Below are 14,781 nucleotides of genomic sequence, written 5' to 3'. Positions count from 1 at the left end.
CGTTCCCCGCAGACATGCCCCTGACTGACCTCCTGGCGGCCGTGCAGACCCAGCTCTGCACGGCCACCGACCGTGACAGCGTCCTGCAGGCCGCCGCCGGGTTGCTGGCCTGCCGCCAGGCCAACGCCGAACAGATCTATCTGAACCTGTGCCAGCGCGAAGCGCTGGGCAGCACGGCCATCGGCCACGGCATCGCCATTCCCCACGGCCGCGCGCCAACCCTGGACCGCCCCCGCGGCGCCCTGCTGCGGTTGGCCACCCCGGTCGATTTCGGTGGCGAGGAGCCGGTGGACCTGGTGTTCGCGATGGCCGTCCCCGCCCACTACACCCACCAGCACCTGATGCTGCTGTCCGAGCTGGCCGAGCTGTTCTCGGCGCCGGACATCCGCCAGGCCCTGCGCGAAGCGGGCGATGCCCGGGCGCTGCGCGAGGCGCTGGACATGACCCCACCTGCGAGTGCCGCATGAATACCAGCATCACCGCCCGTGAACTGTTCGAACAGCAGCGCGAGCGGCTGGGACTGCGCTGGGCTGCCGGCAAGTCCGGCGAGCAGCGCGAGCTGGAGGCCGGCAACACGGTCTCGCGGCGCCCCTCGCTGGCCGGCTACCTCAATGCCATCTATCCCAACAAGGTGCAGATCCTGGGCACCGAGGAACTGTCCTGGCTGGATGCGCTGGAACCGCGCCAGCGTTGGGAGACCATCGAAAAGATCATGCAGTCGCACCCGCTGGCGCTGGTGCTGACCCGCAACCAGGCCTGCCCGGAAGACCTGCGCGCTGCCGCGGACGAATCCGGCACGCCATTGTGGCTGTCGCCCAAGCGCGGCCACGAACTGCTCAACCACCTGTCCTACCACCTCGCGCGGACGCTGGCGCCGCGGGTGATCCTGCATGGCGTGTTCATGGAGATCTATTCCATCGGCGTGCTGATCACCGGCGAAGCGGGATCCGGCAAGAGCGAACTGGCGCTGGAACTGCTCAGCCGTGGCCATCGCCTGGTGGCCGACGATGCCCCCGAATTCACCCAGATCGCGCCCGATGTACTCGATGGCACCTGCCCGGAGCTGCTGCAGGACCTGCTGGAGGTGCGCGGCCTGGGCGTGTTGAACGTGCGCGAGATGTTCGGCGACACGGCTGTAAAGAAGAACAAGTACCTTCGGCTGATCGTCCACTTGACCAAGCCGATGACCGAACCCACCCCGCATGGCTACGAGCGCCTGACCGGCGATTCGGGCACCCGCCATGTGCTGGACCTGGACGTACCGCTGATCACCCTGCCGGTGATGCCCGGCCGCAACCTGGCCGTGCTGACCGAGGCGGCCACCCGCCTGCACATCCTGCGCACCAAGGGCATCGACCCGGCAGCCATGTTCATTGCCCGTCACAGCAACCTGCTGGAACGGCGAACACCCTGATTTCCCTGCCCTTCGAAGAGCCTGTCCATGAGCACCGTCACCCCCTCCGCCCCGACCCTGATCATCGTCAGCGGCCTGTCCGGCTCGGGTAAATCCGTCGCCCTGAAGACCTTCGAGGACCAGGATTACTACTGCTCGGACAACCTGCCGATCAATCTGCTCCCCGACTTCGTGCGCAGCCTGCTGACCAACCACGACGGCAGCGCACCACGGCGTCTGGCCGTAGGCATCGACGTTCGCGGCCAGGCCGACCTGAGCCAGCTGGGCGACTGGCGGCAGCTGGCGGCCGACGCCGGCGTGGACGTGAAGGTGCTGTTCTTCGAGGCCAGCGACGAGGCCGTGCTCAAGCGCTACGCCGACACCCGTCGCCGCCATCCGCTGAGCCAGCTGGGCCTGTCGCTGCCTGAAGCCATCGCCCGCGAACGCGAGTTGACCGCACCGCTGCGCCGCGAGGCCGATGCGGTGATCGACACCAGCAGCCTCAACGTGCATCAGCTGCGGCGGCGGATCATCACCGAGTTCACGATGGACCATGCCACCGGCCTGTCGCTGCTGTTCGAATCGTTCGCCTACAAGCGCGGCGTGCCGGCCGAGGCGGACTTCGTGTTCGATGCGCGGGTGCTGCCCAATCCGCACTGGGACCCGGACCTGCGCGCGCTCAGCGGTCGCGAACCGGGTGTACGCGACTACCTGGAAGCGCAGCCGGACGTGCAGCGCTACCTGGCCCAGCTGATGGACTTCCTCGATACCTGGCTGCCGAAGCTGAGTGATGGCACCCGCAGCTATGTGACCGTGGCGTTCGGCTGCACCGGCGGCAAGCACCGGTCAGTGTTCCTGGCCGAGCGCCTGGCCCGGCATGCCCGCGAGATGGGCTGGGAAGACGTGGCGACGTACCACCGCGAACAGGATTGAGGGGGTCGGCCGGGCTGCGCCCGGCACCCGCCGATAGTGCCGGCCGCTGGCCGGCAACAGCAACAGCAGATGCGGCATTCCGTGGGATGGCGGGGCGGTGTGGGTCTGCAGGACACGCCGTGAACCCCGCTCCGCGGTCCGGCCCAGCCGCTGGCGGCTGGGCGTTCGGGCGCTTGCGAAGCAGTGCTTCGCAAGCAAAGCGCCCTCACCCCTGGGGGCTCGATGGCGCCATCCATGGCGCCAACGGTCCTGCAGACCCACACCGCCCCACCTCTGACAGATTTCTGCCGCTGTTGGGGGGTGTCGACCCTGGTCGACACGATGGATCCACGCCATGCGTGGATGAATCGCTGTCAGGCATCGAAAAACGGATGGGGTCGGATCTCTTTCTCAACGGAAAAGGCCTCCCCTGGGAGCAACGCTGAATACGGGACACAGTGCCCCTCTCCTGCTGCTATCGCCAATTCACCTTGACCTGTTAACGTGCAGTAATGACCTGTGGCATTCTCCTCGTAACACATCCCGGGGTCGGGACCGCCCTGCTTGACGTGGCGACCCGGCTCCTGCGGCAGTTGCCGCTGAAAACCGAAGCTTTCGAAGTACCGTTCGACGCAGACCTGGACGCCCTGCTCCCGCTCGCCTCGGCCGCCCTGCGGCGGGTTGACGGGGGTGATGGTGTGCTGATCCTGACCGACCTGTACGGCGCCAGCCCTGCCAACCTCGCCGGGCAGCTGGCCCGGCTGGGGACCCCGGTTCGCCGGGTGTCGGCGCTGAGCCTGCCGATGTTGCTGCGGGTGATGAATTATCCGGAACAGGGACTGGATCAACTGCCCGCCACAGCCGCGGCGGGTACCCGTAATGGAGCGATAGTCGACGATGCTTGAACGAGAACTCACCGTGAGCAACCGCCTGGGCCTGCATGCCCGGGCCACCGCCAAGCTGGTGCAGACCCTGGCGCCGTTCCGCTGCAACGTGACCATGGCCGCCAAAGGCCGTGAGATCAACGCCAAGAGCATCATGGGCGTGATGCTGCTGGCCGCCGGCCAGGGCACCCCCGTCACCGTGCGGATCAACGGCGAGGACGAAGCCGCCGCGATGGAGGCGGTGGTCGGCCTGTTCGAACGCCGTTTCGACGAGGACAGCTGAGCGTGCCACGCGCACGCGCCGGCCAACCCCCTTCCGGCCAGCGGCCGGTACTGCTGCTGGCCGGGCATGGTGCCGCCCGCGGCACGGCAATGGGCCGCGCCCGCGTGCGCCTGCCGCATGCACTGGAAGTGGCCGAGCAGCGCGTTGCCGCCCACCAGGTCGAGGCCGAGCTGGCGTGCCTGCATCGCGCGGTGGACGCCGCGCGCTCGGAGATGCACGAGCTGCGCCAGCGCCTGCATGGAGCGCTGAACCAGGAAGTGGGTGAGTTCCTCGACCTGCATGCGCTGCTGCTGGACGATCCCGAGCTGCTGTATGGGCTGGACGAACTGATCCGCAGCGGACCGTACAGCGCCGGCTATGCGTTGCGCCTGCAGCGCGACCGCCTGGCCAAGGTCTTCGACGGCATGGACGATGCTTACCTGAAGAGCCGCATGGACGACCTCGACCATGTGATCGGCCGCATCCATGCCTTCCTGCAGCCCGAACGCCCGCCAGCGGTGAAAGGCCTGGCCGGCGAGATCCTGGTCTGCGACAACATCGCGCCCTCCGAACTGGCACAGCTGCAGGCGCAAGGCGTGGTCGGCATCGTCACCGCCGCCGGCAGCGCGCTCTCGCACAGCGCGATCCTTGCGCGCAGCCTGCACCTGCCCTTGATCGTCAACGTGCCGCAGCTGCTCAGCCGCATCGCCGATGGCGACGTGCTGATCATCGACGGCGCCGACGGCAGCATCACCGCCAATCCACAGGCCGACAATCTGCGCGACTACCGCGCACGACTGAAGGAACACGCGCGCGAACAGCGCGAGCTCGGCCGCCTGCGCAGCAAGCCCAGCCGCACCCGCGACCAGGTCGACATTGCCCTGCTGGCCAATGCCGAGTCGCTGGAGGACGTGACCCAGGCGCATGCGCTGGGCGCCCACGGCCTGGGCCTGTACCGCACCGAATTCCTGTTCCTGCAGCGCAACGAGCTGCCGGATGAAGAAGAACAGTTCCAGACCTACCGCGATGCGGCACTGGGCATGAGCGGGCGACCGGTGACCATCCGCACCCTCGATCTGGGCGCGGACAAGGCCGACCGCACCGGCCTGACCCTGAGCAACGAAGAAAACCCGGCGCTCGGCCTTCGCGGCGTACGCCTGTCGCTGGCACGGCCGAAGGTAGCCGACACCCAGCTGCGCGCGATCCTGCGCGCCTCGGCCTACGGCAAGCTGCGGGTGCTGGTGCCGATGGTCAGCACCCGGGAGGAACTGCTGGCGGTGCGCCGCCGCATGCTCAAGCTGACCGAACAGCTGCGCGGCGAAGGCCACATGGTGTCCGACCACGTGCCACTGGGCGCGATGATCGAAGTCCCTGCTGCGGCGCTGGCGCTGGAAAGCTTCATCGACCTGGTCGATTTCCTGTCGATCGGCACCAACGACCTGGTGCAGTACCTGCTGGCGGCCGACCGCAACAATGAAGCACTGGGCGAGCTGTATTCGCCGTTGCACCCGGCGGTGCTGCGGCTGCTGCAGATGGTGATCGAGACCGGCGCGCGCCACCGCATCCCGGTGGCGGTCTGTGGCGAGATGGCCGGCGATGCGCGGATGACCCCGCTGTTGCTGGCACTGGGCCTGACCGAGTTCAGCCTGCACCCGGGCACGCTGCTGGAAGTACGCCGCGCGGTCCGCGAGGCCGACCTGGCCATGCTGCGCGCGCGCGCACCGAAGCTGCTGGCCGCGCGCGACCGCCGCGCGATCGAACGCTGGCTGGCACTGGTGGCCGAAACGACCTGATACCCCCCGCTCGCCGGGCATGCACGCCTGGGGTCAGATCCTTTTCCGCGGGAAAAGGGATCTGACCCCGCCCGTTGAAGGTCAAGACGTTGCCGGCCAGCGGCCGGCACTCCCGCCACCCGGCGGCTATGCGTTGAAACATCGCCTTGCGATAATGACGCGCTGAACACCCCTGTTGCCGCATCCTTGCCGGGATCGCGGCTTTTCTTATCCCCGCGGGAGCTGCGATGGCTGAAGCTGTACGCCACGACAAGACTGCGCGCCAACTGCGGATGCTGTCCGATGCACTGGACAGCGGCCGGCTGGGCCCGGTGCGTCGCCTGGTCAACACCCTGGCCCCGGCCGAGATCGGCAACCTGCTCGAATCGTTGCCGCCGGGCAAGCGCGAGGTGGTGTGGGGACTGGTTGATCCGGAAGACGACGGCGAGGTGCTGGTCCACGTCGGCGACGACGTGCGCGAAAGCCTGCTCGCGGACATGGACCCGGACGAGATCATCGCCGCGGTCGAAGACCTGGACATCGACGATCTGGCCGACCTGGTCGAAGACCTGCCGGACACGGTCATCGACGAAGTCCTCAAGTCGATGGACCGCGAGAACCGCGAGCGCCTGGAACAGGTCCTGTCCTATCCCGAGGACAGCGCCGGTCGCCTGATGAATCCGGACGTGGTGACCGTGCGCGCCGACGTCAATGTCGACGTCGTGCTGCGCTACCTTCGCCTGCGCGGTGAACTGCCCGACCACACCGACCACCTGTTCGTGGTCAGCCGCCGCCATCAGTACCTCGGCCGCGTGTCGCTGGCGGCACTGGTGACCCACGAGGACACCACCCCGATCAATCGCCTGATCGACGACGAGCAGCCAGCCATCGACGTCGGCGAGAGCGACCAGGAAGTCGCCCGCCAGTTCTCCGACCATGACTGGATCTCCGCGCCAGTGGTGGATGACAACAACATCCTGATCGGTCGCATCACCATCGATGACGTGGTCGACATCATCCGCGGCCAGGCCGAGCACCAGGCGCTGGGCGCCGCCGGTCTGGACGAGGACGAAGATCTGTTCAGCCCGGTCTGGCGCGCGATGCGCCGCCGCCTGATGTGGCTGTCGGTGAACCTGTGCACGGCCTTCCTGGCCTCCAGCGTGGTCGGCCACTTCGAAGGCACCATCGACAAACTGGTGGCGCTGGCGGTGCTGATGCCGATCGTCGCCGGCCTCGGCGGCAACGCCGGTACCCAGGTGCTGGCACTGATGGTGCGCGGCCTGGCGCTGGGCCAGGTGGGCGCCTCCAACGCCCGCACCCTGCTGTGGAAGGAAGTTCGGGTCGCGCTGTTGAACGGCGTGATGCTGGGTTCGGTGCTGGGCCTGATCGTGCTCGCCTGGTTCCACTCGCCCGGGTTGTCGGCAGTGATCGCCATCGCGTTGACCTGCAACCTGTTGTTTGCTGCGTTGGCCGGCGTGCTGGTGCCGTTGACGCTGAAACGCTTCGGCTTCGACCCGGCGCTGGCCAGCGGCATCTTCCTGACCGCCGTGACCGATTCGATGGGCTTCTTCACCTTCCTCGGCCTGGCCACCCTGGTGCTCCTGCACTGACCATCTCGACGGTCGGATCCCCGCTGCGCGGCGCTCTGACCCGATCCCAACTGGATCCCCCCATGGCAACGACAATCGAAAACTACTTCCAGCCCGGCTGGCGCGACCAGCAGCACACCTGCCCGGCCTGCGAATGGAAGGGCAGCTCGCGTGCCATGGAGATGGAGCTGGACGAGGACGCCACCGAGTACGACTGCCCGGTCTGCGAGAACCCACTGCTGGTGGTCCTGCACCCGGACATTGCGCAGGTGCAGGCCGCCGCCGCCGAAGGCAATGCCGAGGCACAGGAGCAGTTGGAGATCATCGCCAGCTTCCCGCGCCCGCAGTGACGCGGCGCACGATGCCGGGCCGACGTCGGCGGACTACGATGCAGGCGATCTCGCCGCTTCGGAAAATCCCATGGTCCGTTTGCTGTCGCGCTGGCTGCCACTGCTGGCCCTTCTGATGATGAGCGGTTGCACTTCGCTGCCGGACAGCGCGCGTGGCCGCTTCGAAGCACGTGCGGTGAAGGTGGACGGGCAAACGGCTTACTACCAGGTGTTCATTCCGGCCGGCGTGCCGGCCGCCGCTCCCACCCACCTTCCGGTCGTCCTGTTCCTGCACGGCTCGGGCGAGCGCGGCGCCGATGGCGTCAAGCAGACCCACGCCGGGCTGGGGCCTTACCTGCGCGCGCATCCCGATTTCCCCGCCCTGGTGGTGTTCCCACAGGTGCCGGGCCACGAGGAATGGAGCGGCCGCAACAACCGTGCGGCAGTGGCCGCGCTGGACGCGACGATCGCCGAATTCGGCGCCGACCCGGCGCGGCAATACCTGACCGGCATGTCGATGGGCGGCTATGGCAGCTGGAACATCGCATTGGATGACCCACGCCGCTTTGCCGCGATCGTCCCCGTGTGCGGCGCGGTGCTCGCCCCGCGTGCGGTACGCCCGACCCTGTTCGTCGAGCAGGTCGCGCACGAAGCGGACCCGTACGCGGTGATTGCCCAGCGCCTGCAGCACACGCCGATCTGGATCTTCCACGGCGCACTGGATGACGTGGTGCCGCCGGACGACGACCGCAGACTGCATGCCGCATTCCAGCGCGCCGCCGCACGCGACGTGCGCTACACCGAATACCCGGAAGGCAACCACAATGCCTGGGACGCCACCTACGCCGACCCGGCAATGTGGGAATGGCTGTTCGCGCAGAAGCGCTGAAGCGCAGCTTCTGCTGGGAAACACCTGTTGGTGGATGCCTACCGTTGGTCGGCTTGGGTATTGGTGGGTGCCGACCGTTGGTCGGCTTGGGTATGGGTGGGTGCCGACCGTTGGTCGGCTTGGGTATGGGTGGGTGCCGACCGTTGGTCGGCTTGGGTATGGGTGGGTGCCGACCGTTGGTCGGCACTACCTCTCCGCTTCGGGGTAATCCATTGCCTGGTACCTCTCATCGATCTCCCATCGGCACCAGGCATACGGATACTCTCCCACGCAGCTCGCCAAGTTCGCCCTGACCGGGTTGGCGACGATGTACATCGCATGGCGAAACAGTGATTCTTCAGAACGAATGGCGTGATCGTGATAGCTCGATTGCCAGAATGGTCCTGTCCTACCCAGCATGCGGTTGATCCGCAATGCACTGCTCGATTTGAAGCGTTGCATGATGTAGTCCAGCGAGAACGCACGGATCTCCACAAGCCAATGGATGTGGTCCGGCATGACCACATAGGCAAGTGAGTGCGTCAGGCCCTCAGCATCAATGCGACGGAACACATCCATCACCTCCTGTGCCGCAGTGGCATCATCGAAGTAGCGTCGACGCTCCTGGATGACGGTGGTCAGGATGTAGGATTGTCCGATCCGGGAATGGCGGCCAAGGCGTAGGCGTAGGCGTGCGCGGCTCATGGGCCCAAGCGTGCGCCTGCCGCTACTCCGGTTCTATCGGGCAATCACGTCAGTACAGGTAGGCCCGGAACCATTCAATGGCTAGGCCCGCACTTCACCGCACTGACGGTTCAGTGCCGACCAACGGTCGGCACCCACCGGATCGGATAAGGACAGATCAACCGTGCCGACCAACGGTCGGCACCCACCAGGGCAGGTCAGCCCAGCAGGGTTTCCAGCACGGCCATGCGCACGGCGACGCCGTTGGCGACCTGGCGCAGCACCCACGACTGCGGGCCGTCGGCCACCTCGTCGGTCACTTCCACGCCGCGGTTGATCGGGCCCGGGTGCAGCACCGCGGCATCCTTGCCCGCGCGCGCCAGGCGTTCGTTGGTCAGGCCGTACTGCGCGTGGTACTGCTCCAGCGACGGCACCAGGCCTTCTTCCATGCGCTCGCGCTGCAGGCGCAGCATCATCAGCGCATCGACGCCTTCCAGCATCGCGTCGAAATCATCGCCGACCACGCAGCCCTTCAGGGTCTCGTCGTCCGGCAGCAGCGACTGCGGGCCACACACGCGGATCTCGCCCACGCCCAGCGTGCGCAGCGCATGCAGGTCGGTGCGGGCCACGCGCGAGTGCTTCACGTCGCCGACGATCACGACTTTCAGCTTCGAGAAATCCGGGCCCTTGGCCTGGCGCAGGGTCAGCATGTCCAGCAGGCCCTGGGTCGGGTGCGAACTGCGGCCGTCACCGGCATTGATCAGCGCGGTGCCCTCGCCTGCCGCATCGGCCAGTGCGGCCACGGCGCCGTCATCGGGGTGGCGCACCACGAAGCCGCGCACGCCCATCGCTTCCAGGTTGCGAAGCGTGTCGCAGGCGGTCTCACCCTTGCGGGTAGAGGAGGTCGAGGCGTCGAAATTCAGCACGTCCGCCCCCAGCCGCTGCGCGGCCAGCTGGAACGAACTGCGGGTGCGCGTGGACGGTTCGAAGAACAGCGTGCACACCGCCGAACCGGCCAGCACCTGGCGCTTGTTGCCGACGCGGCCGACTGCGGCATCGCGGATCTGCCCTGCGCGGTCGAGCAGCTGAAGCAGCGTTTCGCGCGGCAGGCCCTCCAGGGTCAGCAGGTGGCGCAGGCGTCCGGAGGCATCGATTTGCTGGGCGGTCATGGCGGTGTCGGGCAGTCAGGGAATGGGGGTGGCGTCGTCCGGCGACGACAGCCAGCGATCGATGATCACCGCTGCGGCGACGGCATCGAGGGCAGCTGCATCACGGCGGCGCTTGCGCCCTTCGGCGCGCTCGACGGCGAAGCGGCGTGCGGCCTCGACCGAGCTGGAACGCTCGTCGATCATCACCACCGGCAGCTTGAAGCGCTCCCGCAGCTGGCGGGCGAAGCCCTGCGCGCGCTTGCGGTTGGGCTGGTCCTGGCCGTCCAGGGTCAGCGGGTCGCCGACCACCAGGCCGTCGGGCTTCCATTCCTTGAGCAGGCGTTCGATCGCGGTCCAGTCCGGGCCGTTGCCGTGCACATCGACCACGGCCACCGCGCGCGCATGCGCTGCGAAGGCACTGCCGATGGCCACGCCGATCCGTCGCGAGCCGACATCGAAACCCAGAACGGTGCCGTCACGGCGGATCGCCGGGGCAGCAGAATCCGGCGCGGGCGTGATGGGCTCAGACATGGCCGCTGTAGTCGGTCAGCCGGAACAGGTCCACGCCGATGCGCGAGGCCGCACCCTGCCAGCGCTGCTCCAGCGGCAGCTGGAACAACAGCTCGGCATCGGCCGGCACGGTCAGCCAGCTGTTCTCGGACAGCTCGCTTTCCAGCTGCCCTGCGCCCCAACCGGCACAGCCGAGGGTGACCACGGCATTGGCCGGGCCTTCGCCGCGCGCCATCGCTTCGAGGATGTCGCGCGAGGTGGTCAGGTACAGGCCGTCGCCCACGGTCAGGCTGGAATCCCACGCCCGCGCGTCGTCATGGATGACGAAGCCGCGCTCGGGATGCACCGGGCCGCCGTTGAGCACCATGCGCGCCTGCAGGTCGCCATCACCGGTGGTGATGTCCATCTGTGCAAGCACTTCACCCAGCGTGTACTCGGAAGGCTGGTTGACCAGCACGCCCATCGCCCCGTTCTCGTCGTGCTGGCAGATCAGCGCGACGCTGCGGGCGAAGGTCGCGTCGAGCAGCGACGGCAGCGCGACGAGCAGGTGATCGGCAAGGGAGGTCGGCGTTACAGGCATGGTCCTATTCTACCTGCTGGGGGCGGGATGGTCGCGCGATGGCGTCGAACAGCGATGGGCTAGGATGGTGCTTTGCCATGGAAGGTCATCGATGCAGTCTTCAACGCCCCTGACCCTGCCGGCACGCAGCGCCATCGTCCTGCTTGCCCTGCTGCAGGGCCTGATGCTGTATGCCGCGCAGGAACTGTCCGACGCGTGGCCCTTCCGCGATATCGGCTGGCGCTACTGCTGGTACGCCTGGGTGCTGGCCATTCCCAGCGCTGTGGCGCTGAGCCTGGTGGAGCTGGGCCAGCGCCGCCTGTGGCTGCAGGCCGTGCTCGGCTCGACGGTGGTGCTGGCGCTGGCCGCCTGGATCGGCTGGAACCTCAATGGCGAGACCGCACTGGAATCGGGCGCGTTGCAGCTTCCGTTGACCCTGGGCATGGCCGTTGCGGTGTTCGTGGTCCTGCCCTGGTGGCAGTTCCAGCTGCAGCACGGGCACTGGCGTGCCAGCTACCCCGAGCTGTTCGAGCGCGCCTGGCAGAATGGTCTGACCCTGGCCCTGGCGGCACTGTTCACCGGGCTGACCTGGCTGCTGTTGTGGCTGTGGTCGGCGCTGTTCCAGCTGCTCGACGTGACCGTCTTCCGCGACCTGTTCCGGCAGGACGCGTTCATCGCACTGGCCACCGGCAGCCTGGCCGGGTTCGGCGTACTGATCGGGCGCACCCAGCACCGCACCATCCAGATCACCCGCCAGGTGCTGTTCGCGATCTGCCGTGGGCTGTTGCCGCTGCTCTCGTTCATCGCCGTATTGTTCGTGCTGAGCCTGCCGCTTACCGGGCTGGAACCGTTGTGGAAGACCCGCTCGGCCGCCGGCCTGCTGCTGGTGCTGTCGCTGCTGCTGGTGACGTTCACCAATGCGGTCTACCAGCAGGGGGAAGACAGCGCCCCCTACCCGCTGCTGCTGCGCCGGCTGGTTGAAGCCAGCCTGCTGGCGCTGCCGGTCTACGCCGCACTGGCGCTGTACGCACTGGGACTGCGCGTAGTGCAGTACGGCTGGACCGTGGACCGGTTCTGGGCGGTACTCGTCGCAATGGCCGTGGCCGGCTATGCCACGGGCTACGCGCTGGCGGTGCTGCGCCGGCAGCGCCGCTGGTTGCAGATGCTGGAGCCGGTCAACCGCTGGATGTGCTGGGCGGTGCTGGCACTGGCATTGCTGGGCAACTCGCCGCTGCTGGACCCGGTGCGGCTGACTCTGTCCAGCCAGCTGGCGCGCCTGCGTGCGGACCCGCCCGCGATCACCAGCAGTGACGTCAACGTGCTGCGCTTTGATCTTGGTCACCGCGGCGTGCGGGCGCTGCGCGAGCTGCAGCGTGATCCGGCCATCACCGCCGATGCCAACGCGCCACAGGTGATCGCTGCCGCGCTGGCACGTACCTCGCGCTGGGATGACGGCCACCGCCTCGACAAGGGGCCGCAGGACGTCGTCGCCCTGCAGCGCGCGTTGAAGCTGGCCAAGGGATCCAGCTCGCCACCGGACGATTGGTGGCAGGCACTGGCCACGCGCGCGATCGATGGCGAATCCTGCGCCCAGAGCGAGCGCGACTGCCTGATCGTGCATCGCGACCTGGACGGCGATGGCACTGGCGAAGTGCTGCTGTGCGAGCTGTACACCCACCGTGGGCCGGACTGCGTGCTGTACGCACGTGGCAGGGATGCCCACTGGCGCCGGGCCGGTTCGCTGTTCGGCACCGTCAGCGGCCAGGCCGAGGCGATCAACCAGGCCCTGCGTGATGGCGAACTCACGCTCGTGCCAGCGCGCTGGCCGATGCTGTCCATCGGCGGGCGCCCTGCGCTGGCCATCGATCCCGAATCCGAATCCGAACCCGAATCCAACGAGCCTTCCCCATGAGCGGCTACTGCCTCATCGCCCCGGGCCATCCGGTGCACGACTACTACCACGCCAACGAGTACGGCTTCCCGCAGCGTGACGAGCGCGAGCTGTTCGAACGGCTGGTGCTGGAGATCAACCAGGCCGGCCTGAGCTGGGAAACGATCCTGAAGAAGCGCGAGGGCTTCCGCACGGCCTATGACGGCTTCGATGTGGACCGCGTGGCGGCGTACGCCGAGCAGGACATCGAGCGCCTGCTGTCGGACGCAGGCATCATCCGCAACCGGCTGAAGGTGCTGGCGGCCATCCACAACGCGCAGGTGATCCAGCAGCTGCGGGCCAGCCACGGCAGCTTCGCGTCGTGGCTGGATGCGCACCACCCGCGCAGCAAGGCTGACTGGGTGAAGCTGTTCAAGAAGACCTTCCGCTTCACCGGCGGCGAGATCACCGGCGAGTTCCTGATGAGCCTGGGCTACCTGCCCGGTGCGCATGCCGAGGACTGCCCGGTGCATGCGCGGCTGCTGACGCTGTCGCCGCCGTGGTTGCAGGCCGCGCCTGGCTGATGGATATCCGCCGGGCATGGCCCGGCGTCATCACGCGTGGGTTCCGGTAGTGCCGGCCGCTGGCCGGCAACCCCGTTGAACGGTCACACGCCCATGTAGCGGCCGGGGCGGTGGTTGAACATCAGCACCAGGCTGAGCACCACCGCGCCGATGGCCGAGTACATCACCTTCGACGGCGACAACACGAAGAACGCGGCCACCATCAGGCAGGCGTCGTAGGACATCTGCACCTTGCCCGCGCTCCAGCCACGCGTGCGCTGCAGGTACACCGCCAGGATGCCGATGCCGCCGAGACTGGCACGATGGCGGATGAAGAACAGGATGCCCAGGCCGGACAACGCACCGCCGACGATCGCCGAACACAGCGGGTGGATGTGCGAGAAGTCGATCCAGCGCGGCAGCAGGTCGGTCAGCACGCCACAGGCGGTGACCGCAGCGAAGGTCTTCAGGGTGAATTCCCAGCCCATGCGCCGCAGCGCCACCCAGTAGAACGGCAGGTTGACCAGCACGAACACCAGGCCGAAGTTCCAGCCCATCGCGTAGTGCAGCAGGAACGCCATGCCCGCCATGCCGCCGATCATCAGCCCGCCCTTGGCGAAGATGGCCAAGCCCAGCGAGGCCACCATCGTGGCCAGCACCATGCCCTGCACGTCCTCGGCGATCGAGTGGCGCAGCGCTTTTTCGTCGGCGGTGGTGCCGGCGCTGTCGGGCGGCGGGGTCAGCGGACCGGCGGTGACCAGGTGGCCGTCAGCGTCGTCGCACGGCGCGGGGCCATGGGAGGGAAGGGACATACGGGTGGGGAACAGCAGGTGGGGAGCGGTATTAGACACGATCTGCATGACAGTTGCAGATGAAATCGTTCAGCTGAATGCGCCCCGCCCGATCTCCGGCCCGCCGCTGCTCAACCCTTGCCGGCCAGATGGTGCGCCACCAGCGCGTTGGCATGGCCATGGCCCAGCCCATGCTCACTTTTCAGGAAGCTGACCAGTTCCATGTGTTTCAGGCCCTTCTTCGCGGCCAGCAGCCCGAACCAGTGCGCCACCGGCTGCCCGTAGGTCTTCTCGATGGAGGGGAAATACGAGGCCGGGCCTTTCGGCTTGGTGTCAGTGCTCATGTGCAGCTCCCGTTGAAGTCATTCATTCGACGAACAACAGACGCAGAAATCGACATACCCACACGTCCGACCCAGTGCCGACCAACGGTCGGCACCCACCAAAGCAGAATGCCGTTCCAACAGCTCACGGGAAACTGTCGAAGGTGGGGTGGGTCCGGTTGAGGGGGCGTGAGCCGCATGGATGCGGCGACCGAGCCTTATCTGATGAAAATCTGTCAGCGTAGGTGTCGAGAGCCGGCGTGGGCCGCCGTACGAGCCTGGATCTCGACGATCGCCATGTAGCTTGGCGCCCACGCCGGAATC

17 protein-coding genes are annotated in these 14,781 nt (G+C 67.4%); 11 read left to right on the top strand and 6 right to left on the bottom strand.

The genetic code is table 11. The features are described 5' to 3' along the window. Positions 1-14 precede the first annotated feature (14 nt). From AC5P7E_RS09690 to AC5P7E_RS09650, 9 genes are all read left to right on the top strand, one after another. The gene (locus tag AC5P7E_RS09690) at positions 15-467 is read left to right on the top strand and encodes a PTS sugar transporter subunit IIA (protein WP_005408389.1); all 453 of its coding nucleotides are present in this window, start codon (positions 15-17) and stop codon (positions 465-467) included. Next, positions 464-1,414, top strand: a complete 951-nt coding sequence (gene hprK, locus AC5P7E_RS09685; RefSeq protein WP_099484778.1) for an HPr(Ser) kinase/phosphatase — start codon at positions 464-466, stop codon at positions 1,412-1,414. The genes AC5P7E_RS09690 and hprK overlap by 4 nt, the downstream gene beginning before the upstream one ends. A 27-nt stretch (positions 1,415-1,441) precedes the next feature. Continuing rightward, the gene (rapZ, locus tag AC5P7E_RS09680; RefSeq protein ID WP_005408387.1) at positions 1,442-2,326 is read left to right on the top strand and encodes an RNase adapter RapZ; all 885 of its coding nucleotides are present in this window, start codon (positions 1,442-1,444) and stop codon (positions 2,324-2,326) included. 491 nt (positions 2,327-2,817) lie between these two features. Then, positions 2,818-3,210 carry a PTS sugar transporter subunit IIA gene (locus AC5P7E_RS09675; protein ID WP_005408386.1) on the top strand — a complete coding sequence of 131 codons (393 nt, stop codon included), beginning with the start codon at positions 2,818-2,820 and terminating at the stop codon, positions 3,208-3,210. Continuing rightward, complete coding sequence (locus tag AC5P7E_RS09670) at positions 3,203-3,472, top strand: HPr family phosphocarrier protein (protein WP_005408385.1); 270 nt, start codon at positions 3,203-3,205, stop codon at positions 3,470-3,472. The genes AC5P7E_RS09675 and AC5P7E_RS09670 overlap by 8 nt, the downstream gene beginning before the upstream one ends. Positions 3,473-3,474: 2 nt before the next feature. Then, positions 3,475-5,244 carry a phosphoenolpyruvate--protein phosphotransferase gene (ptsP, locus tag AC5P7E_RS09665; protein WP_114619172.1) on the top strand — a complete coding sequence of 590 codons (1,770 nt, stop codon included), beginning with the start codon at positions 3,475-3,477 and terminating at the stop codon, positions 5,242-5,244. 227 nt (positions 5,245-5,471) lie between these two features. Next, a complete protein-coding gene (mgtE, locus tag AC5P7E_RS09660; protein ID WP_005408383.1) occupies positions 5,472-6,833 on the top strand; it encodes a magnesium transporter in 1,362 nt (453 codons plus the stop codon). A 62-nt stretch (positions 6,834-6,895) separates the two neighbouring features. Next, positions 6,896-7,162, top strand: coding sequence for a hypothetical protein (locus tag AC5P7E_RS09655; protein ID WP_005412494.1), 267 nt, complete (start codon positions 6,896-6,898; stop codon positions 7,160-7,162). Positions 7,163-7,232: 70 nt separating this feature from the next. Continuing rightward, positions 7,233-8,030: a carboxylesterase family protein gene (locus tag AC5P7E_RS09650; RefSeq protein ID WP_043034206.1), complete on the top strand. Its 798-nt coding sequence runs from the start codon at positions 7,233-7,235 to the stop codon at positions 8,028-8,030. A gap of 186 nt (positions 8,031-8,216) precedes the next feature. On the opposite strand, the gene AC5P7E_RS09645 is transcribed toward AC5P7E_RS09650, so the two are convergent. From AC5P7E_RS09645 to AC5P7E_RS09630, 4 genes are all read right to left on the bottom strand, one after another. After that, positions 8,217-8,714 (bottom strand): REP-associated tyrosine transposase, encoded by a 498-nt coding sequence (locus AC5P7E_RS09645; RefSeq protein WP_114619171.1) that lies wholly within the window; start codon positions 8,712-8,714, stop codon positions 8,217-8,219. A gap of 197 nt (positions 8,715-8,911) precedes the next feature. Beyond that, positions 8,912-9,862: an aspartate carbamoyltransferase catalytic subunit gene (locus AC5P7E_RS09640; RefSeq protein ID WP_005412492.1), complete on the bottom strand. Its 951-nt coding sequence runs from the start codon at positions 9,860-9,862 to the stop codon at positions 8,912-8,914. A gap of 15 nt (positions 9,863-9,877) precedes the next feature. Further along, a complete protein-coding gene (gene ruvX, locus AC5P7E_RS09635; protein ID WP_005408378.1) occupies positions 9,878-10,372 on the bottom strand; it encodes a Holliday junction resolvase RuvX in 495 nt (164 codons plus the stop codon). Next, complete coding sequence (locus tag AC5P7E_RS09630; protein ID WP_495222839.1) at positions 10,365-10,931, bottom strand: YqgE/AlgH family protein; 567 nt, start codon at positions 10,929-10,931, stop codon at positions 10,365-10,367. Before AC5P7E_RS09630 ends, ruvX begins: the two co-directional genes overlap by 8 nt. A 91-nt stretch (positions 10,932-11,022) precedes the next feature. Between AC5P7E_RS09630 and AC5P7E_RS09625 the strand changes: the two genes are divergently transcribed. Further along, positions 11,023-12,822: a DUF4153 domain-containing protein gene (locus AC5P7E_RS09625; RefSeq protein WP_111188983.1), complete on the top strand. Its 1,800-nt coding sequence runs from the start codon at positions 11,023-11,025 to the stop codon at positions 12,820-12,822. Next, a complete protein-coding gene (locus AC5P7E_RS09620) occupies positions 12,819-13,364 on the top strand; it encodes a DNA-3-methyladenine glycosylase I (protein WP_114619170.1) in 546 nt (181 codons plus the stop codon). The genes AC5P7E_RS09625 and AC5P7E_RS09620 overlap by 4 nt, the downstream gene beginning before the upstream one ends. Positions 13,365-13,447: 83 nt before the next feature. Here AC5P7E_RS09620 and AC5P7E_RS09615 read toward each other — a convergent pair whose 3' ends face one another. Further along, complete coding sequence (locus AC5P7E_RS09615; RefSeq protein WP_043034218.1) at positions 13,448-14,155, bottom strand: YitT family protein; 708 nt, start codon at positions 14,153-14,155, stop codon at positions 13,448-13,450. 110 nt (positions 14,156-14,265) lie between these two features. Continuing rightward, a complete protein-coding gene (locus AC5P7E_RS09610) occupies positions 14,266-14,478 on the bottom strand; it encodes a DUF4287 domain-containing protein (protein WP_043034209.1) in 213 nt (70 codons plus the stop codon). Between the last annotated feature and the right edge of the window lie 303 nt (positions 14,479-14,781).

The organism is Stenotrophomonas sp. YJH_SMC_25, assembly GCF_059369595.1.
Note: the sequence above shows the minus strand (reverse complement) of the source record. Positions and strands in the feature narration are given on the sequence as shown.